The organism is Zeaxanthinibacter enoshimensis, from assembly GCF_004362865.1.
GTDB classification, from domain to species: Bacteria; Bacteroidota; Bacteroidia; order Flavobacteriales; family Flavobacteriaceae; genus Zeaxanthinibacter; species Zeaxanthinibacter enoshimensis.
In genome coordinates this window covers 509,478-528,917 of sequence record NZ_SNYI01000003.1, presented here as the reverse complement: position 1 = coordinate 528,917, position 19,440 = coordinate 509,478, and the positions used below count along the sequence as shown (strand labels likewise).

The following is a 19,440-nucleotide window of genomic DNA, read 5'->3' as shown; positions in this document are numbered from 1 at the left end:
AAGGTTATTATTGTTTTCTGTTGGTAGTCACCCATGTATTATATACAGGGATATTAAAGGCATTTAGCGCTGTGGTGGTTCCTAACATTGCATTAGGCATTTCTACGACTATAGACATGGTGTTGGCACCTGCAAAAGTGTTCTCTGCTTCTGATGGTGGCAGAAATCCAAGGGGAGCGGACTCCGGGTCAGGATTGATCACAGCGTTAAACTGGAAGAAATCGAAGAAGAAAGGATCCTGCCTCGGCCCTGCGAAGATGCGGGCTCCGCTATCGGTGGTTTCCACTGTAGCTGTTTCTGCAGAGATAGCGACATCTCCCAGGGGAGCATTTACCAGCACTTGACTGTTTAATCCCAGGTCGGCTGCCTCTCCGTAAAAGAAATACATACGCCCGTCCCTTGGGATAGCTTGTATGACGAGATCCTCGACCAGGTCTCCATCGGTATCAATATTGATCTCCGTGAGGATATCTTCATCAAAAGTGCCGTAAGCAAGATCTGGCAGTACATTGGATTGCAAGTCTACCACGAAAGTGGTATTGGCAGAACCTGTCTCAGGTTCAAAAGCAAAGAAGTCCGCAATATCAGCAGTGGTTCCCCCGCTGCTTGGTGCGTCTAAATGGTCTGCGGCCACCAGGACAACTCCTGTCACTGCCAGTGCAGCCATACCCAGTAAAAGTTTTGATTTTTTCATGTTATGTTTTTTTAGAATTTAAGGATTAGTAACACCCTTACCTACGCACCTTTTATCGGGGGGTTTCCTTTTAAATGTTAAATTCTTGTTAACTGAATCTGCCGAATAAAGTGAGGGTAATCAAATATTGCGTTTCTTTGGATCGTAATATTCAATGGTATGAATCCTTCAGCAACAGGCTGGATCGATAAATTCGGGCACCTTGTTAAAGAGCGCCCACCCGGCTACCCGGATTTCCCTGCGCTTTATGAAAAACTGAAGAGGACAGGGTTTATCTATGGTTTCAATATCGGGATCCCGGATTTTATCAAACCCGAACACAAGTTGTCCGAGGATGAGAAAGCTAAAATAAACCTGCTGACTGCTTTATATTTCACCTATCGTTTTAAGAACCCGGATGAATCCTTCAATGCTTTCCTGGATTGTATATTTAATTTTTACCAGAAGCTGGATGTTGCGAGCATCTCTTTCCTGAATAAAATACTGACAGGTAAAAAGACCTCTTCCCAGCTCGAGAAACTAATCGATTCCAGGGTTTACCTGGAAGATAATGTCATCAGTAAGACCTTTAACCGGGTCATTACCAATTCGCTGCTGGTCATTGACGTGCTAACCTTTAGGCGCTACCTGGAAAATGCCACGGATATCAGGCAACACGCCCAGGACCTGGAATATATCACCATCAATCTCACTTACCACGCCTTTACCGCGAAGGAGAAGAAGAGGAAGAACAAGAAACTGGAACAGCTCTTTGCCACCTCCCTCTCCTTTATAGAAAGTGACCAGGAACAATACGACGCATCTTACCGGGAAAAACTGGTGGCCCAGTTTCACCCGGAAGAGAACCAGTATTTTCTGGATGTGGCCTGCCTCACGGTCTGGGAAGACCATACCCTGGAATATATTGAGTCCGAATTCATCTACAAGGCAGGAAGGGACCTGGGCATGGAAGAAGAGCAGATCGTAAAATCCCTGGTGGATGTAACCCGGTTTTTTAACCAGCACCTTTCCAAAATTCCGCAACTCAAAGACCAGCACCTGGCAGGACAATTCTACGACAGCATGTCCAAGGTGGTGAACAAACTCATCCTGAGAAACAGCAAGCGGCTGCAGAAGGAACTTTCGGAGAGCAAGGAACTGGTATACCTCTTATCCAAATCCACGGTAAAAGACCTGAGCCCTGAAGAAAAAAAGAAAGTTCAGAACCAGCTTATCGATATCTTCAAAAGCATTCCTTCCCTCGCCATTTTTATCTTACCAGGTGGCGCTGTCCTGCTTCCTATCTTTATAAAACTTATCCCGAAGTTGCTCCCGTCAGCTTTTGACGAAAACCGGGTCGATTAAAAAGAAAAAAGTGGCTAAAAAGCCACTATAAGAAATATTTATACTCAGTTATTGATTAATTTATCTAATTTTAAATCAGACATTTAAATAATTCTATTCCAACCAAAGCTTAAAGTCTTTAACCCGCTCCCTGCTGACGATCACATCTTGTTCCTTGAAACGATTTAACTTGATCTGAAGTCGCGAATTGGTGTAAGAAATGATGTCCTGTATATGTTTTACATTGACATAGAACTTCCTGCTGACCCTGAAAAAAGTTTCGGGCTCCAGTTCTTTTTCCAGTAACTCAAGGGTAGTGTCCAGCAGATAATTCCTGCCCTCAATAGTCGCCGCATAGGTACCCTTGTTTTCACTGTAAAAACATTCGATCTCATCTGCGTTCAGGATCTTCAGGTGTTGCCCAACCCTGGCCACGAAACGTTTTTTATATTCTCTTTCCAACGGGTTGACCAACAGTTTCCTGATATCCTCGAAGTGCACAGCAAGCTGCCCCGTACCGGGCCGCATCTCCTCGTATTTCATGACAGCCTTCTTCAATTCCTCCTCGTCGATCGGCTTAAGGAGGTAGTCAATGCTGTTCAGTTTAAAAGCCTGCAAGGCATATTCGTCATAAGCTGTCGTAAAGATGATGGCACTCTTAACAGTGACCAGGTCAAATATCTCGAAGCACAAGCCATCAGACAATTGTATATCCAGGAATATCAGGTCGGGATGTGGATTTGAGTTGAACCAGTTGACCGCTTCTTCAACGGAGTGCAGCATAGCCGAAGCTTCCAGGTCAAGATCCCCCAGCATGCGGGAGAGTCTTCGTGCTGCGGGCTTCTCATCTTCAATAATAATTACGTTCATGATTGGTGTTAAGCGGTTGGTTTACTGATATTTCTTTGATTCTTCTTTATCCTCTTCCATGAATTTACTGATCTTTTTCTCCTCCCAGTCCTTTCCGAAAAAAGGGTTGAACTCAAAGGTGTAAGCCGCGTGGAATAGAATACCAATTCCCCAGAAGAACAGGGTAAAGAAATGTCCTGCCTGCCAGAAGCTCTGATCTGAATCCCGCACTTCCAGGTAGATATTGGCCAGGATAAAAATATTAACCCCGAGGTAAACCAAAAGGTGGATATAGAAGCCTTTTAATTCATCGACCTTCTTCTTTGCTTTAAGATACTTTTCGTGATTCTTGTGTTCCATGCTGTTATATTTTATAAAGTTTACTCCCACCGGCCTTCCTGCCGATCCTTTTCCATGAATTCCCTGATCTTACGTTCCTCCCAGCCGGGCCCGAAAAAGGGATTCAGGTGGAACACACCGATGGCATGAAATATAACTCCTATTCCCCAGCCGAACGCTGCCCAGAGAAACCACATATACCTCCATTCGTTACTCCAGTAGTTGATAATCGCCAGGAAGGAGATCACCAGGATGTACGAGGTGAGATTATTATAGAACTTTCGCAGGTGCTCTACCCGCTCCTTTGCGCGCAGGTATTTGTTCTCTTTATTAAAATCTTCCATGATATTATTTTTAAAGTTTTAGTTGAAGCTGTTTATTATAAAATATTATAATTCAATATTTAATGATTTTTACAATGCATCGTTCTCCATGAATTCGCGCATTTTCCTCTCCTCCCATTCCCTGCCGAGGATGGGATGAAAATTAAAGGCATTCATTCCCTGGAAAATCAACCCTATACCCCATCCTATTGCAGGAAAGATTGCCCAGGTAATACTGGTGGTTCTCCAATTGATATAGGCCAGTAAGGGAATTACGATGCAGTAGGCCAGCAGGCTGGCATAAAAGTCCTTGATATCCTTTACTCGCCTGGTCGCCCTTTGGTACCGTACATCCTGATCTTGATTTTTCATGCTCATTATTTTTGATTAGTGATGTAAATTTCTGCTCTTTTAGACAATCCCCATAAAGAAGGAGACCCAATTGTCAATTCTGCAAGATGAACTGTATTCTACTAAAGCATATCTTCCGTCAGGATTTATCTTTCTGTATGAACTCCTGTATCTTTCGCTCCTCCCACTTCTTACCTAATACCAGGCCCCGGCCGAAAGCTTCTGAGGCATGGAATACCAGTCCTATCCCCCATCCTACGGCAGAAAACAGGGACCAGGGAATATCGGTAGTGGTTTTATAATTGATAAAGACAAGAAAAGGTATCACCAGGCAATACGCCGTAAGATTACCGTAGAAGCCCTTTATCGCCTCTACCCGTTCCTTGGCCTTCAGATATCTTTTGCTTTCTATATAGGTCTCCTGAGACACCGCATCGGTGACTTTCCGGGTAAGCAATGGCAGCCTCACTTCAAAACTATCAGCGGTCTGCCGGATCTCCATTTTCCGGGAACTCAGGATCTCGTATCGCTGACGGATGTTACGAAGCCCCACTCCACTGCTTTTCTTGATTACCTGTTTAGGCTGCAGGTTGTTGGCAATGACCAGCACCCCATCCTCTTCATATACCCTGATCAGCAACGGCCTCGAAGCCGTAACGACGTTGTGCTTAACAGCGTTCTCCAACAGGAGTTGCAGGGAGAGGGGAACCAGTTTTGCATCGGGGTTCTTTACCTCCTCGGGCATCTCAAAAACAATACTGTCTTCGAATCTCATTTTGAGCAGGGATACATACGTCTTCGCAAACTGCAACTCTTCACTCAGGCTGACGACATCCTTATGTTTTTGTTCAAGTATATAGCGGTAAACCTTTGATAGTGAAGTGGTGAAATTCTGGGCCTGTTTCGGATCTTCCTCGATCAGGCTGGTGAGCACATTAAGACTATTGAAAAGAAAATGCGGATCCAGTTGATTTTTCAGGGCATCAAATTTGGCCGATGCCGTACCGGCGATGATCTGTTGTTCCTTTACTTTACTTTCCTGCCAGTGCTTATAGAAATAGAAGGTATGAAAGATCATGGAAGCAACCAGGGTAATGATCAGGGCTATGACGTAATGTATTCTTTTCTCCGTAGCGACGAACTCGCTCCAGGTCTCTCCACCCATAGTCATTTCTACCGCAACCCTTATCATGAAAATACCCCCCATGGTCAGCAGTATACTCCCCAATATTCCTATCCACAGGCGGAACCGTTTGTATTTGCCCCATTTGACCTTATGATTCAGGTAATTAAAGAAAGAAGCATTAATAAATGTCAATACCACCGAGTAGAGGAAATTATAACCAACCCCGGTCCAGAAGCTGTCATTGAGCTCAATGGCCCTGCCCATGATCAACTCGATCCCCATGAAGACCAGGGTGATCAGGAAACCTATCAACAGGCCCGCTCTGAAGATTTTACCAATAGAATCCATATATCGTTATTGTGAGATCGATTGAGCATCCATACCGCCAGAGATTAAAGGTAGCAAAAAGCAGCTTTCCAGTTTCCGGCACGAGTTATTGCTCTTGGATCTCATTTTTCCGGTAAAGATGGTACCAGGGATTTACAACTAAAAGAACTTCTTGCCCAGTTGTCACATTTTGAAGATGAATTGCGGCAGGAAATTAAATTTTGCCCTGGGGAACCCAGGATTCACATAGTCCTGTCCTTGCCCGCAGATTATTGAATATTATGCTTTAGCTTTGTTCAGCAGTAACTCTAGCTTTCAGATCCGGTAATGTATATACCCGCTCACTACAAAAACGAAAACCTGGATGAGGTCAGGCAATTCCTCCGGGAGAATGCTTTCGGGATTCTCGTCAACCAGGTTTATGATAAGCCCTGGGCCACACACCTTCCCCTGGAACTCTTTACAGATCCACAAGGTAAGGATTGGCTGGTAGGCCATGTTGCCAAAGCCAACCCCCAGTGGAAATCGTTTTCAGAAGAGAAAAAGGTGCTTTGTATCTTCAACGGTCCCCACTCCTACATTTCATCATCCTGGTACAAAGAGGAAGAAGTCCCCACCTGGAACTATATCGCGGTTCATGTATATGGGCGTATATTCCAGCTTACTGAAGAGGAGCTGCTGCACAGCCTTGAGAGGTTGATCGACAAATACGAACAGGATTCTGCCAACCCGGTCGTCATGAGCGACCTGTCTGCCCGAACTATGAAACAAATAAAAGGTATTGTCGGATTTAAAGTAGCCATAGAAGATATCCAGGCTGCCTATAAACTTTCCCAGACAAGAAAAGAAGATCATCCCAGTATCACCAGTGAACTGGAAAATCGTGGAACCGCTGCACATTGTGCTATGGCGGACCTGATCCGGAAGCATTCCGAATAAAATGCGATACTGGGTTAAATGGTGTGTAACCTGCCGACCAGGGATTCCCGGTGCGACCTGCTTACGGGAATAACTTTCCGCGAGATCTCCAGGTGTCCTTCAGCCAGCACATCCAGTTTGGAGATATTTACCACATAAGAGCGATGAACCCTGAGAAAATGGGAGGAGGGTAATTCCTTCTCCAGGGTTTTCAGGGTACTCACAACAAGGAAACGCCCGTTATCTGTTACAATGTTGCAGTAATTCCTTTCTGCCTCGATATACAGTATATCCTGTAACATTAACTTGACCATTCTCCCGTGATGCCGAATAAATATCCTGTCTTCAAGGAAACGTAGCCCGCTCGGAACAACGTTTTCCGGAATTGTCCGGCCTTTTATCTGCTCGGTCACGAGCGCCACCGTCCTTTCTAAATTCAGCTTTCCGAAAGGCTTGGATACGAAAGCATGGGGATGGGTAATACGAGCCCGGTTAAAAGTCACTTCGTCATTATTCGCGGTGAGATAGATAATGGGAATGTCCTGCTCTTCCTGAATCAGTAGGGCCGTTTCTATACCGTCCAACTCCCCTTTCAGATGGATATCCATCAGGATGATATCCGGGGCATTGCGCCTGGCATGCAGTACCGCCTCTTCCCCCCTGGATTCTATCCCGGTGATCTCGTAACCAAGCCGGCTGAGTTGTAGGGAGATATTGGCAGCGATGATCATATCATCTTCTACGATCAGTACTCGTGTTGTTTCTTTCATGATTAAGCTGCTTTTGGTGGGTTGAATTCGAATGTAAATGAGGTTCCCGGCCTTTGGTTAAGCCGCATTTTTCCATCCAGTTGCCGGGTGAGTAACTCGATCAGCTGGGTACCAAATCCCGTTCCTGTATTCGGGGTATGGGTGCTTTTACCTATTCCGTTATCAGAAATCTCCAGGTAGACGATTCCTTCTATCTGTTGCAGGGATATCACTATGATTCCGGGCCTGTTACCCGGAAATGCATATTTTAATGAGTTTGTCAGTAATTCATTAACGATCAGACCTATAGGGATTGCCAGGTCTATATGAAGTTCATGTGGTTCCATCTTGCACATGACACGCACCCTGCCATCTGCCCCGTGGGTGTTCACAATATGCTCGCCCAGGTTTTCAAAATACTCTTTCATTTCTATGGAGGAAAGACTTTTCCCTTTATAAAGTTTTTGATGGATCAGACTCATGCTGTGCACCCGTTGCTGACTTTTATCCATAGCTTCAGCGATCTTAGGATCGTTTATTTTGGCCGATTGCAGGGAAAGAAGACTGGAGATGATCTCGAGGTTATTTTTGACCCGGTGATGGATTTCCTTGAGTAAAAATTCCTTTTCCCGGTTCTGTTGCTGCAGTAAGCGATTTTTCCGGCTGTTGCTCTTGACCGATTTGTAAAGTAACAACAGGAATAAAAACAACAGTATTGCCACGATGATGATCAGGGTCTGGCGTGCCTGTTGCCTCTGCAACCTGTATTGTTGTTCCTGGATGGTCGACTCTTTCTCGGCAAGTTTATATTCAGTTTGCAGCACAGAGGTCCTGTTATCCGCTTCGGCCGTGAATACTTCGTTCTTGTACTTGTCATACATCTCCAGTGCAGCATAGGCTTCCTGGTACTGGTGATTACCCGCATAAGACCTCCCGAGAGCCTCATAAGCGTGGGAGAGGTAGTAAGAATCGTGAAAGTCTATGGTGGCTACCTGTATGCATTTTTCCAGGCTTTCTATGGCGGAAATATATTTTCCCTGTAAATTCTGCATCTTCCCTATTGCGAGGTAGCAGCGCATCACCATAAAATTGTTGTCTAGCAGGTTGGCATATTCCAGCGCCTTTACACCTGAGAGCTCAGCTTGCTCGTAATTATTGGAGAGGGAATAGAGATCGACCATGGAAATATATACATCACTCAGGTTGTTAAAGAACCCGTATCGTTCCCCGATGGCTATGGCATGCTCGTAATAATTGCGTGCCTGTTCGCGGTCACCAAGCGCCAGATAACTATTACCGACCACGTACAGGGTAAAATCGTAATCGAGGTCCTGCAGTCCCCTGGATTCAAACAGGCTGACCGATTCCAGCCCGTACCGGAGTGCCTGTTCATATTTCTGTTGTTTCCAAAAAATATTGCTGAGATCGCTGTAGGCGACTGCCATAGCGCGTTCATCCCCTAGCTGATTTCCCAGTTCAAGAGTTTTTAAAGCGTAATCCGTCGCCAGGTCTAACTTACCTTTTCGCTCGTAGACGTAGCCCATCTGGGTATAGAGGAATGGTTTTTCGGACTCTGGTAACACCTGGGCTGCTTCTCTCAATATGATCATAGCCTCGTCCAGGGCTTCCATCCTGAGAAGAACAGCAGCCATTACCCCCTGGAATTTAGCTTTCCATACCGTATCCTTTTGCCGGATGGAACGGCTGATTCCCAATTCTGAAAATTGCAAAGCCTTCTTCAGGTTCCTGCTGTGCCAGTAATAAGCGAGGTCGTAAAGGATAAGGGTACGGACAGAGTCGGTGATCGGCGCAGACAGCGCAGCTTCAAGGCTTTCAAGGTAAGAAGGACCAAAATTATCCGTTTCGGTGAACACTCTTTGGTATACCGGTTTCCGGTCCGGATCTACAAGCTGAGCCATTCCCTGAATACCGATTATAAGGCCCAGGAATAACAGGATACAACGATTTACAGTAAGTGTTCTCATTTCGGTTGATTGCTCACCGGGGGAAATGAGGATAAGTAAGATACAAAATATCTTGATTCCTCCGGCCCCGATAAGTTTTTTAAATGCTTCGGACATAATTAGATACGGTTCGTCCAATGCATCTTTAAGCAGAGTTATGAATGTTATTGCTTAGCGGTGCGGGAAGGCTCAGAACGATACATATAACCGTTTACAATGAAAATCGCCAGAGGATTAGCTATTTGGATGGGCTGTTTCCTGTATTGCTGTGGTTCAGGGGAAAATAACCGCGATGAATTCGCAAGTGAGCAGCCACAGGACAGTATTGTGCAACATACGTTGAGGGCCTATGTGGAAAAAAGCTGGAATCTTAAGGATACACTGCTCCTGAAAGAATTGACCAGTTCCGGTTTTAAAAGAAGTATGAATGGCATCAGGGTGAGCTCAACCCAGCGGGAACTGCAGTCTAATATGCAGGTCTTTTTTAAAGGCTTTCCAGACCTGGAAATAAAGATCACCGGCCTGGCCGGCAAAGACCGGGACAGGATCGTAGAATGGAAAGCAGAAGGAACCAATACCGGAGTATTCGGGGAAACACCTGCGACCGGCAAAAAGATCAATGTATCCGGCATTTCCTGGATACGATTTGACCCTAATGGGAGAATGACAGAAGAACAGGTCTATTACAATGAATTAGAATTACTGCAGCAACTGGGGTATACCCTTACCCCGCCAATGCTGGAATAAATACCAATAATAACAGATAACTAATTAATAAACATTCAAGATCATGAGAACACCATTCAGACTTTTATTAGCCCTCCTTTTTCTCTCCTCAACATTAATGCAGGGGCAATCAGATGCCGATTACCAGAGTTTCTGGGTTCACGAAGACCATGTAAAACCAGCCATGGTGAACAAGTATGAAAATGTTAATAAGAAACTTGTCAGCGAGCTCAAAGCTCATAATATCCAGGACGAGCAGTGGATCACAACCCAGACCGATGATTACCGTTATCTCTATGTGGGACAAATAGACAATATGGCTTCCCTGGACCGGCCCGTATTTGCCTCCCTGGCAGAGAAGATGGGTTCAGACAAGATGGGCAGTCTCTTCAGCGAGATGAACGACTATTACGACAAGCATTTTGATTACGTCATCCACCTGGATAAAAAACTCACCTATATGCCAGAAGGAATCAACCAGACCCCCGAGGGGCAGGATTTCCGGAAGTTCTATTATGTCTATACTACTCCTGCTAATCGTGGGAAATTAGCCGAAAACTTCAAAAAAATCAAGAAGCTCTACCAGGATAAAGGATCTAAGGTAAGCTACCGGGTTTACCGGAGTGGTTTTGGTGCGCCGGAAGACTATTTCCTGGTTGCCATTGCCGCCAAGGATGCCCTGAGCTACGAACAACAGGCCGTAGCCAATCGCAGCTTGTTGGGAGAAGAGGCCAAACCCTTGTTTGACGAGATGAGCCAGTATATGAGCGGAATGGAAGTTGTAACCGGAACAATGCGTTCAGACCTGGCCTATAGTCCTAAACAATAAGTCAGACCTCTTTATTTACCTGGAGAAGCAAATCACCTGGGAATAGCTTGAGCTGCCGACCATGGCTCTGCTATCCCGGGAAGGTTTTCCAGGTGAAATAAAGTGTAATGCTCACTATTTAATTTTTAATCAAACTACACTATGAGAACATTAAAATTCGCACTGCCGGGTGTGTTGCTGTGCTTAATCGGATTCTGGACACCGGAAATACAGGCACAGGATGCGGTAGAGGCAGATCCTGAGCACTACTCTGTAGAATTCGAGAACGACCAGGTCCGGGTACTGAGGATAAAATATGGCCCGGGCGAGAAATCGGTCATGCACCAGCATCCGGATGCAGTAGCCGTAATGCTTACGGAAAGCAATGGGATGATGACCTTACCTGATGGGAGTATGATAGAGGACAAGAATAAAGCGGGGACGGCCATGTTCACACCGGAAGCCACCCACCTTCCCCAGAACAATGGCAGTGAACCCATGGAGCTTATCCTGGTGGAACTGAAATCCTGTGACCATAAAATGCACAAACCTAAAAACTAAACATATGAAAACTTTAAGTGTTCTAGTATTATCGCTTCTCCTTTTATGGGGTTGCAAGGAAGAAAAGCCTGATCGTTATTTTTCTTCCTCACCTGAAATAGACCAGACCAAAGCCCTGATCGGGGATTATGAGAAAGGCGATTGGAAGGCCATGCAAGCCCATTACGCCGATACGGCAAAGATCTACCACAATAGTACCCGTGCCATCTCGGCTTCTGACTTCGTTAAAAGTTTTCAGGAAGGCACTGCCGGTTACCAGAGTTACGGCTTCCAGGATAACGATCAGTATTATGAAATGATCATTGATGATAAAGATGAGAGATGGGTGAATTTCTGGGGTAATTGGGAAGCCACTTTTAAAGAGAAGGATACTTCCCTGGTGGTTCCTGTACATGTTACGCTCGAATTCAAAGACGGGAAGGTCGTGGAAGAACACGCCTACTATGACACCGCGGGGCTCATAAGGATCATGAACAAGATCGCAGCCGACAAAGCTGCCGCAGAAGAAATGAACAATTAATCGCTGCTGTTCCGATGAAGGTACTTACCAAAAAAAAAGCCGAAACAAGGCAGGCGCCCAACCCGGCAAAGATCATGGAGACAGGGATGGCTTTCTGGGCCTCCAAAGTATTGCTTACCGCGGTAAAACTGGAACTATTTACCTATCTCTCTAAGGGGAAAGTCCCTGCGCATAAGATCCAGAAGAAATTACATCTGCATCCCAGGGCAGTCTACGACTTCCTGGATGCTCTGGTGTCACTCGGATTTCTTGAAAGAGAAGGTTTAAAGGAAAATGCCCTTTACAGTAATACGGCAGATACAGACGCCTTCCTGGATAAACATAAAAGGAGTTATATCGGCGGAATGCTGGAGATGGCAAATAACCGGTTATATCCTTTCTGGGTGCACCTGGAGCAGGCGCTTAAAACCGGGGATCCGCAGAATGAAACTGCCCAGGGTGAAAAACCATTCTTTGAAACGCTCTACGAAGACGAAGACCGTTTGCGTGAATTCGTCAGTGCTATGGGAGGCTTCCAGATGGGTAATTTCATGGCATTTTGTAACCGGTTCGATTTTTCGAACTACAATACCTTTTGTGATATCGGTGGAGCCGGGGGATTCTTGTCGGCTCAGGTCGCTATTCAGCATCCCCATATGAAATGCATCACTTTTGACCTGCCAAAGGTAGCCCGTATAGCGAAAGAGAACATGGAAAGGATAGACTGCCTGCCACGGGTAGAAGTGCGGGCAGGGGACTTCTTTAAGGACGATTTCCCAAAGGCTGATATCATCGCCATGGGTAACATCCTGCACGACTGGGGTATTGCCGATAAAAAACTCCTGATCCGCAAAGCCTATGATGCTTTGCCGGAAGGGGGGGCATTCGTGGCGATAGAGAACGTTATCGACAACCAGCGCCGAAAAAACAGCTTTGGGTTATTAATGTCCCTGAACATGTTGATCGAGACCGCTGATGGTGCAGATTACACCGAAGAAGATTTTACGCGCTGGACCAGGGAAGCCGGTTTCCGGAAAACTACCCTGATACCCCTGACCGGTCCCAGCAGTGCAGCGATTGCCTATAAATAACATTTAACTAAAAGATACCAATTATGAAAAATCTTATCTTTCTACTATTCCTTTTGCCGCTTATGGCAGTTTCCCAGGGAAGCACGGATTATCCTGTGATCACCAACCTGCAACTGACCCCGTTACCAGGGAAGATCGTGCAATTTGAGCAGGGGCTGGCCGAACACAATAAGAAATTTCACGCTGATGGAGGGAACGGCGCACGGGTGTACTGGGTTTCTAGCGGTAAGAATGCTGGTCGTTATATGTGGGTAATGGGACCCACCACCTGGTCTGCAATGGATACCCCCATTCAACCGGAAAAAGAGCACAATGATCACTGGAACCAGAAGATCGCACCCTTTGCGGAAACTGTAGGTCGTGTGGATTACTGGCGCTTTCACCCTGAATACTCCAACTTTCCGGCAGACTTTGATATAGACAACCTCCTTGTGTTTGTTATGGATATAAAGCCTTTTAAAGGGATGCAGGCTATTGAAATCGTCAAAAAGGTCCAGAAACTTTATATGGAGAAGTACCCGGATGAACCATACGGTGTATATGTAAATGAACTTTCTAACCTGGAAGGCCAGGACCTGGCATGGGTAGATTTTTTTGGGAATATGAATTACATGTCCAGGCCGGATACTTTCCCACAGGATTTTGAGACTGTACATGGAGAAGGTAGTTTTATGAAGTTCCTGAAAGAGGTAGAAGACTCGGTAGAAGGCACCCACGAAGAATTGTGGGTTTATCGACCGGACCTGAGCGGTCTTGGCCCCAAGGTCACTGCAGCCAGCAGGCAGTAGAACGTATACTTATAATATTCAGACCAACCTTCCTTTGCCTTCCCGCTCGGGAAGGTACCCGATGCCCCGGCCAGCCCGGGGCATCGGTCATTCAGGAATAATTTGTCCGGCAAAACGTCGATATCTCCTATCCCTTTTTCTGATTTCTTTAATATCTTAGGCAGGAATTCAAAAACCTGAACATGAGAAATATTTACCTGCTCCTATTCCTGGCCGTGACACTATCCGGCTGGTCCCAAAAAAAGAGCCCCATGGAGCTGCTCGACATCTTTGACCTGGAATACATTTCTGATCCCCAGGTTTCCCCGGATGGAGAACGGATCATTTACGTCCGAAATTTCAAGGATATTATGACCGACAAAAACCTGTCTAACCTCTGGATGGTGAATGCTGACGGTAGTCAGAACCGGCCGCTGACCACTGGAAACCAACGCGATTTTGCGCCTCGCTGGTCGCATGACGGTAAAAAGATCGTTTTCCGTTCCAATATGAAAGACGATAAGACCAAACTTTACCTGATGTGGCTCGATACACGCGAAATTCACACCCTGCTGAATCCTCCCAGGAGCGCATCGGGTGTGAGTTGGTCTCACGATGACAAACAACTGGCATTTACCATGTTTGTCCCGAAAAAATCAAAATCGATCATCACCATGCCCGAAAAACCGGAAGGTGCCAGCTGGGCAGACGCTCCAAAGTATATCGACGAGATGAATTACCGCGGCGATGGCCAGGGTTATCTGAAAGGAGGAAATGACCAGATCTTTGTCATCTCTGCTGACGGTGGCTCGCCCCGGCAGCTGACCGATTCTGAATATGACCATGGCAGCCCGGTCTGGTCAAAAGACGGTTCCAAATTATACTTCTCGGCCAACCTGCATGAAGAGCATGAAGAAGAACCCCTGAACAGTGAGATCTATGAACTAACCCTTAACGATGGAAGTGTTAAGGCGATTACCAGCAGGAAAGGACCGGATCGTTCCCCTGCACTCTCTCCCGACGGAAAAACCCTTGCATTTACAGGTTTCGATGACCGCTACCAGGGGTACCAGCTCAGCCAGCTCTATACGATGAGCGCGGAGGGAGGTGAACCCCGTTTACTCACAGCAGATTTTGACAGGGATATTGAAGATATCCAGTGGGCGGCTAATGGGAAAGGCCTGTATTTTCAATATACAGACCGGGGCATTACCAAGGTAGGACATATCACCCTTGATGGAAAGGTCAGTACCCTTGTGGAGAATCTTGGCGGAATGTCTATAGGAAGACCTTACAGCTCCGGTAGTTTCTCCGGAGCCGAAGACGGCACCCTGGCTTATACCCTTGGCGGGAGCGAACATCCTGCAGACCTGGCAGTATTTAATGGTAAAAACACCCGCAGGATCACCCGGGTCAACGAAGATCTTTTCTCTTACCGCAACCTGGGAAAAGTAGAAGAACTTACCTGGAAATCTTCCTTTGATCAAAGAGAGGTCCAGGGCTGGTTGATATACCCGCCGGACTATGACCCCGCTAAAAAATACCCGCTTATCCTGGAGATCCACGGCGGACCTTTTGCCAGTTACGGACCGGAATTTACCGCAGAATTGCAGTTGTTCGCAGCTTCAGGGTACATGGTGCTCTATACCAACCCCAGGGGAAGTACCAGCTATGGCGAAGAATTTGGTAACCTGATCCACCACGATTATCCTAACCATGACTACGAGGATCTTATCTCCGGTGTAGATGCCGTGATCGCGAAAGGAAATGTGGATGAAGAACAACTCTTTGTCACCGGTGGAAGCGGCGGTGGAGTACTTACCGCCTGGATTGTTGGTAAGACAGACCGTTTCAGGGCAGCGGTAGTGGCCAAACCGGTGATCAATTGGTACAGTTTCGTATTATATGCAGATAACCCTGCATATTTCAGTAAATATTGGTTCCCTTCCAAACCCTGGGAAGATCCCGAGCACTACATGAAGCGTTCGCCTCTCTCCTATGTAGGGAATGTTACGACCCCTACGATGCTGCTTACCGGGGAAGAAGATTACAGGACCCCGATCGCGGAATCTGAGCAATACTATGCTGCTCTGAAATTACAAGGTGTAGAAAGCGCTATGGTCCGTATACCCGGGGCCTCGCATGGTATTGCGGGTAAACCAAGCCAACTGATCGCCAAAGTGGCGGCCATCCTTGCCTGGTTTGATAAGTATAAAAAAGAGTAATCAGTTAATACTGAACACTTGAAAAGGCCTGCTGAGAAGCAGGCTTTTTTTAGTTAGATGAGCTGCGTACAGATCCAAACCTGCTCGCAAACAGATTTTTAGTACATTTATAAAAACCAACCAATTATGCTCAACAATAAATTCTGGCAAGGCTTTTTTGCCCTGGCTCCCCTGGTATCTTTAATACTGCTGATCTTCGGTTATTTATTCTTTGTTATCCTGGCTATAGGGGGAGACATAGGAGATAACGGGCACATGGATGAAGTCCACGGGCTTCTTATGGGCGGGATTGCTTTCTTTATTATAGTGGTTCTGCTGGTGGTGCTGATCTCCTTCGCGAGCCTGGTCTTTTACATTGTGCACGCGGCAAAGAACCCGAACATGCAGGGCAATAATATGCTGGTAGTATGGATACTGCTCTTCTTATTTGCCAATGGCCTGGGACAACTTATTTACTGGATCATCGAGATCCTGAACAAAAAGGAAGGCGAAGAAGTTAAGGTTTAAAAAAAGCCGGAACATCACGTTCAATCCATGGCATCATGAACGCTGTTTCCGGCTTTTGGCACAAATCAAACTAACATCTTTAAAGGGATTTCCCTTCTTTCTTTAATCTTCAAATTCGAGTTTAGCCATATTGGCATAAGGATCTTCTACATGCATGATCCATGTCTGCTCTTTGTACTTGCCCCCTATCCCTGTCAGGTAGGCTGTGCGGGCCTGTATATCGTTTTCATAATGCGCCAGGTACACATAATGCATCCCGTTCTCAGGGTTTTTGAAATAAGCAGGCTCTAAGCCCTGCTCCTCCAGTTGCTGCATAAATTGTTTCAGGTATTTTTCTGTCTGAAATACATTGGCGACTACATAGTGCCCGTTTTTAATCCCGTCGATTGCGGGCATTGTACGAACCACCAATTTCCTGGGATCCGCAAATTCGTTTTTCCTTTTATAACCCGCCTGGACCTCCTTTACCGGCGCATCGTTAGTGTTATTCGCTGCCAGGTCTTGCCCTGGGTCATTATCTACCGTTTTGATTTCGCTCTTTACCGATCGCATCACCAGGTTAAACCTTCTTTCCTCATCCCTGACACGGGCCAGTTCGATGGAATCCTGTCGGAATATCAATTCGTTAAGCAGGGCGTTGTTTTCTTCGTACTTGGCTTCCAGTGCCATATATTTATCCAGCAGGCGATCGTATGAATCATCGGTGGGTTCATTCATCACAAAGGCTCCCGTATCTTCGGCTATCTCCTGGTATACCATATTTTCCGTCAGGTTAGGTACAAATGAAAAGGCAAGGGAGATCTCGTGGGTAGTACCCAGGTGATCGGTACTCTCGGAAAGTCCTTTTTCTATAGTGTACCCCAGGGAAAGTCTCCTGCTTAGGTTGAAGCCGGTACCTACAGAGGCGCCAAAGAAACTGTCATACCCACCTTGCAACCATCCAAGCCGTGGCAGGTCAAGGATCATTCCTCCCCCGTAATCCAGGGCATCCTGCCCTGTCTTTCGCACCCTCAACAAGGGTAAGAGTCGCGCATCCGAGAATACTCCGCCTGCAGCGTTGAATTCATAGGTATACTGTAAATGCCCGGAAAATGTCTTTTCGGGGAAAGCAGTCATTAACTCACCTGATCTCAGGTTATAATCCAGTAGGTTTTCCGCAAAGACCCCTACATCGAACTGCCCGTATGAAAGATTAAAGCCCGGTTGAAAAGCGATAATGGCATTCTCTTCTAACTGCCCCAATAAAGGGTCTTCCTCGGTTGTTACAGCCCTGCCGCGATCAAAACTGCTGTGGTAGTAAGGGATATTGAATCCAAAGGTTAAATTGCTCTTATCAGTAAGGCGTACCCCGTAAGCATAGTTGGCCATTGCTCCAATATTGGTAATGACCCCTTCCTGCTGGTTATATACACTTAGCCCGAGTCCACTTCGGTCATCGATTCTCCCGCTGTAACTCAGGAAGTAATCCTGTTGATTATCCTGGTAATTCGCTGCCTGGCTGCGATGGAAAAAATTGAGATAGGATTTATTTTCGCGAACCGTGGAAAAGGTCGGGTTCACCAGGAACCGGTTAAATTTTAAAAGGTTCTGGAACGGCACCTCGTAAGATACATACGGGTTAGATTCCTGCTGTTGGGCATGGCAGTGGCTGCCCGTCAGGGGCAGCACCACCAGCACAAGTAAAGATAAGGATTGGGTAATTTTTAAGGGCATAGGCAAAAAGGTTTTAGAGACACGGGATTGCAGCCGATCGTAGAGACCGCCAGGCAGATCCGAATATTAAAAAGTGGCTATAAAACCGGTTTTGCGATTATACCGGTTAAGGGAATATATTGGTTCATCAGTCAGTAGGTTTTTAGGCTTTGGGAAGGACTAATGTAGAGTCATTTGGGATGATAAGCTAATTTATTCGACCAAATGCAAGGCCCTAAAGTGCTATACACAGGCGCTTTACGTCGATCAGCGACTAAGTGGCGGGCAGCGATCGATGACTGACGTTGGTGAAAAAAATCCTGAGATTTTGTCTAGCGCATCGAATACATTGACCCTTGGTTGATGAAAAGAACCCGGGAGGAGTTAATAATAATTTCATGACCATATTTGATACAATTAGCAGGTTTATGCTAGTACCCTTTCATCCCGGCTGCAAAAGCAATATTACCCAAAGTTGACCGTTGTAGTCAAAAAATAAGATGATGGTTGTGAACGGCAATAAACAATTGAACATGAGCTTTTCCCATATTTGGAAGTTAACACTATTACTTCCTGTTTTTATATTTCTCTTCTCCTGTAGTGATGATGATGATGATTCTTTTGCAAGAGTCAGTGTCAACGGCACTGTCCTTTTTGAAGATGTTTCGGATTTTAACGGGGATATTGATGCCAGTTTTACCGGAAATGGAGGATCAGTTACCCGCTCTTTCAAGTGGAATAATAACCTGAACAGGGCAGATTATAATGCCGATATAACAGCTACCGCTGCAGGAAGCTTCCAGATGATCGTTTCAGATGCAGAAGGGACAGTAGTATTGGATAAGACCATTTTAGGTAACCAGGAGCCCGATTCCATTGATGGAGTAACCGCTGCCGGCAGCCCTGGAATATGGACAGTAACAATAGTCCTGGTTGATTTTTCAGGGGATGGAAGTTTTTCCCTGAGTGAGGGAGATTAGTATTAAAACCCTTTAAAAGTTCAAAGCCCTGCCGTTATCCCGGCAGGGCTTTTATTTTAAGAGGTTAGAAGTAAATTATTAACCTCATTAGTTACTGTTATATTTCTTCAGCAAGCCACGCTTTCATCATCCATACGGTCTTCTCCTGTTCCGTGATAAAATCACTCATCATGGCATTGGTCCCTTCATCATCTGCCGCTGCTGAATCGTCCAGGATCTTCCGTTCAATGACCAGTAATTCTTTCAGGGAATCCACGATCAGCCTGATAGCCTCTTCATCCTTGGTGACATTCTTACCTACGGGTACTTTGGAATGCTCGCTGTAATCCTCGAAAGTATGCAAGGGAACGGCTCCAAGGGTAAGGATTCGTTCGGCAATCATATCCACCTTCAGGTTCGCATCGTTGTACAGTTCCTCGAACTTAGGATGCAGTTCAAAAAAACGCTTTCCTTTTATATTCCAATGTATTCCCCGCAGATTCTGGTAGTAGCGCTGAAAGTTGGCCAGCAGCGTATTGAGATCGTTGCTTAATGCCTTGGATTTCTTTTCATCAAGGCCTATACTGTTTAGTTTCATGTGTTCTTATTTTTACATAAAATTATCAAATATAAAGGACAATA

Annotated in this window: 21 protein-coding genes; 11 read left to right on the top strand and 10 right to left on the bottom strand. The window is 45.8% G+C overall.

Annotation, left to right across the window (positions count from 1 at the left end):
- Positions 1 to 7 precede the first annotated feature (7 nt).
- The gene (locus tag CLV82_RS14055) at positions 8 to 694 is read right to left on the bottom strand and encodes a DUF4331 family protein (RefSeq protein WP_133644978.1); all 687 of its coding nucleotides are present in this window, start codon (positions 692 to 694) and stop codon (positions 8 to 10) included.
- A gap of 159 nt (positions 695 to 853) precedes the next feature.
- Between CLV82_RS14055 and CLV82_RS14050 the strand changes: the two genes are divergently transcribed.
- The gene (locus tag CLV82_RS14050; RefSeq protein ID WP_133644977.1) at positions 854 to 2,038 is read left to right on the top strand and encodes an LETM1-related biofilm-associated protein; all 1,185 of its coding nucleotides are present in this window, start codon (positions 854 to 856) and stop codon (positions 2,036 to 2,038) included.
- Between the two features lie 93 nt (positions 2,039 to 2,131).
- Here CLV82_RS14050 and CLV82_RS14045 read toward each other — a convergent pair whose 3' ends face one another.
- The 5 genes from CLV82_RS14045 to CLV82_RS14025 all read right to left on the bottom strand — a co-directional run bounded on the left by CLV82_RS14045 (position 2,132) and on the right by CLV82_RS14025 (position 5,353).
- Positions 2,132 to 2,887 (bottom strand): LytR/AlgR family response regulator transcription factor, encoded by a 756-nt coding sequence (locus tag CLV82_RS14045; protein ID WP_133644976.1) that lies wholly within the window; start codon positions 2,885 to 2,887, stop codon positions 2,132 to 2,134.
- 21 nt (positions 2,888 to 2,908) lie between these two features.
- Positions 2,909 to 3,226 carry a 2TM domain-containing protein gene (locus tag CLV82_RS14040; protein ID WP_133644975.1) on the bottom strand — a complete coding sequence of 106 codons (318 nt, stop codon included), beginning with the start codon at positions 3,224 to 3,226 and terminating at the stop codon, positions 2,909 to 2,911.
- 20 nt (positions 3,227 to 3,246) lie between these two features.
- Positions 3,247 to 3,549, bottom strand: coding sequence for a 2TM domain-containing protein (locus tag CLV82_RS14035; RefSeq protein WP_133644974.1), 303 nt, complete (start codon positions 3,547 to 3,549; stop codon positions 3,247 to 3,249).
- Positions 3,550 to 3,618: 69 nt separating this feature from the next.
- Positions 3,619 to 3,900, bottom strand: coding sequence for a 2TM domain-containing protein (locus tag CLV82_RS14030; protein WP_133644973.1), 282 nt, complete (start codon positions 3,898 to 3,900; stop codon positions 3,619 to 3,621).
- A 118-nt stretch (positions 3,901 to 4,018) separates the two neighbouring features.
- Positions 4,019 to 5,353 carry a 2TM domain-containing protein gene (locus tag CLV82_RS14025; RefSeq protein ID WP_133644972.1) on the bottom strand — a complete coding sequence of 445 codons (1,335 nt, stop codon included), beginning with the start codon at positions 5,351 to 5,353 and terminating at the stop codon, positions 4,019 to 4,021.
- A gap of 306 nt (positions 5,354 to 5,659) precedes the next feature.
- Between CLV82_RS14025 and CLV82_RS14020 the strand changes: the two genes are divergently transcribed.
- Positions 5,660 to 6,271 carry an FMN-binding negative transcriptional regulator gene (locus CLV82_RS14020; protein WP_133644971.1) on the top strand — a complete coding sequence of 204 codons (612 nt, stop codon included), beginning with the start codon at positions 5,660 to 5,662 and terminating at the stop codon, positions 6,269 to 6,271.
- Positions 6,272 to 6,285: 14 nt separating this feature from the next.
- On the opposite strand, the gene CLV82_RS14015 is transcribed toward CLV82_RS14020, so the two are convergent.
- Entirely contained in the window at positions 6,286 to 7,020 is a 735-nt protein-coding gene (locus CLV82_RS14015; RefSeq protein WP_133644970.1) for a LytR/AlgR family response regulator transcription factor, read from the bottom strand.
- A gap of 2 nt (positions 7,021 to 7,022) precedes the next feature.
- Positions 7,023 to 8,984: a tetratricopeptide repeat-containing sensor histidine kinase gene (locus tag CLV82_RS14010; protein ID WP_133644969.1), complete on the bottom strand. Its 1,962-nt coding sequence runs from the start codon at positions 8,982 to 8,984 to the stop codon at positions 7,023 to 7,025.
- Between the two features lie 195 nt (positions 8,985 to 9,179).
- On the opposite strand from CLV82_RS14010, the gene CLV82_RS14005 reads away from it, so the two are divergent.
- From CLV82_RS14005 to CLV82_RS13970, 8 genes are all read left to right on the top strand, one after another.
- Entirely contained in the window at positions 9,180 to 9,710 is a 531-nt protein-coding gene (locus CLV82_RS14005; protein WP_133644968.1) for an ester cyclase, read from the top strand.
- 43 nt (positions 9,711 to 9,753) lie between these two features.
- Positions 9,754 to 10,518 (top strand): hypothetical protein, encoded by a 765-nt coding sequence (locus tag CLV82_RS14000; RefSeq protein ID WP_133644967.1) that lies wholly within the window; start codon positions 9,754 to 9,756, stop codon positions 10,516 to 10,518.
- A gap of 141 nt (positions 10,519 to 10,659) precedes the next feature.
- Positions 10,660 to 11,058 (top strand): cupin domain-containing protein, encoded by a 399-nt coding sequence (locus tag CLV82_RS13995; protein WP_133644966.1) that lies wholly within the window; start codon positions 10,660 to 10,662, stop codon positions 11,056 to 11,058.
- A gap of 4 nt (positions 11,059 to 11,062) precedes the next feature.
- On the top strand, positions 11,063 to 11,578 hold the full coding sequence (locus CLV82_RS13990; protein ID WP_133644965.1) for a nuclear transport factor 2 family protein: 516 nt from the start codon (positions 11,063 to 11,065) through the stop codon (positions 11,576 to 11,578).
- A gap of 14 nt (positions 11,579 to 11,592) precedes the next feature.
- Positions 11,593 to 12,648 (top strand): methyltransferase, encoded by a 1,056-nt coding sequence (locus CLV82_RS13985; protein ID WP_133644964.1) that lies wholly within the window; start codon positions 11,593 to 11,595, stop codon positions 12,646 to 12,648.
- A gap of 23 nt (positions 12,649 to 12,671) precedes the next feature.
- Positions 12,672 to 13,436, top strand: a complete 765-nt coding sequence (locus tag CLV82_RS13980; protein ID WP_133644963.1) for a hypothetical protein — start codon at positions 12,672 to 12,674, stop codon at positions 13,434 to 13,436.
- Between the two features lie 182 nt (positions 13,437 to 13,618).
- Positions 13,619 to 15,640, top strand: a complete 2,022-nt coding sequence (locus CLV82_RS13975) for a S9 family peptidase (RefSeq protein ID WP_133644962.1) — start codon at positions 13,619 to 13,621, stop codon at positions 15,638 to 15,640.
- Between the two features lie 126 nt (positions 15,641 to 15,766).
- Positions 15,767 to 16,147 (top strand): hypothetical protein, encoded by a 381-nt coding sequence (locus CLV82_RS13970; protein WP_133644961.1) that lies wholly within the window; start codon positions 15,767 to 15,769, stop codon positions 16,145 to 16,147.
- Between the two features lie 102 nt (positions 16,148 to 16,249).
- Here CLV82_RS13970 and CLV82_RS13965 read toward each other — a convergent pair whose 3' ends face one another.
- Positions 16,250 to 17,860 carry a PorP/SprF family type IX secretion system membrane protein gene (locus CLV82_RS13965; protein WP_133644960.1) on the bottom strand — a complete coding sequence of 537 codons (1,611 nt, stop codon included), beginning with the start codon at positions 17,858 to 17,860 and terminating at the stop codon, positions 16,250 to 16,252.
- A gap of 512 nt (positions 17,861 to 18,372) precedes the next feature.
- Here CLV82_RS13965 and CLV82_RS13960 point away from each other — a divergent pair.
- Positions 18,373 to 18,819 (top strand): hypothetical protein, encoded by a 447-nt coding sequence (locus CLV82_RS13960; RefSeq protein WP_133644959.1) that lies wholly within the window; start codon positions 18,373 to 18,375, stop codon positions 18,817 to 18,819.
- 97 nt (positions 18,820 to 18,916) lie between these two features.
- Here CLV82_RS13960 and CLV82_RS13955 read toward each other — a convergent pair whose 3' ends face one another.
- Positions 18,917 to 19,396: a Dps family protein gene (locus CLV82_RS13955; protein ID WP_133644958.1), complete on the bottom strand. Its 480-nt coding sequence runs from the start codon at positions 19,394 to 19,396 to the stop codon at positions 18,917 to 18,919.
- Positions 19,397 to 19,440: the final 44 nt, after the last annotated feature.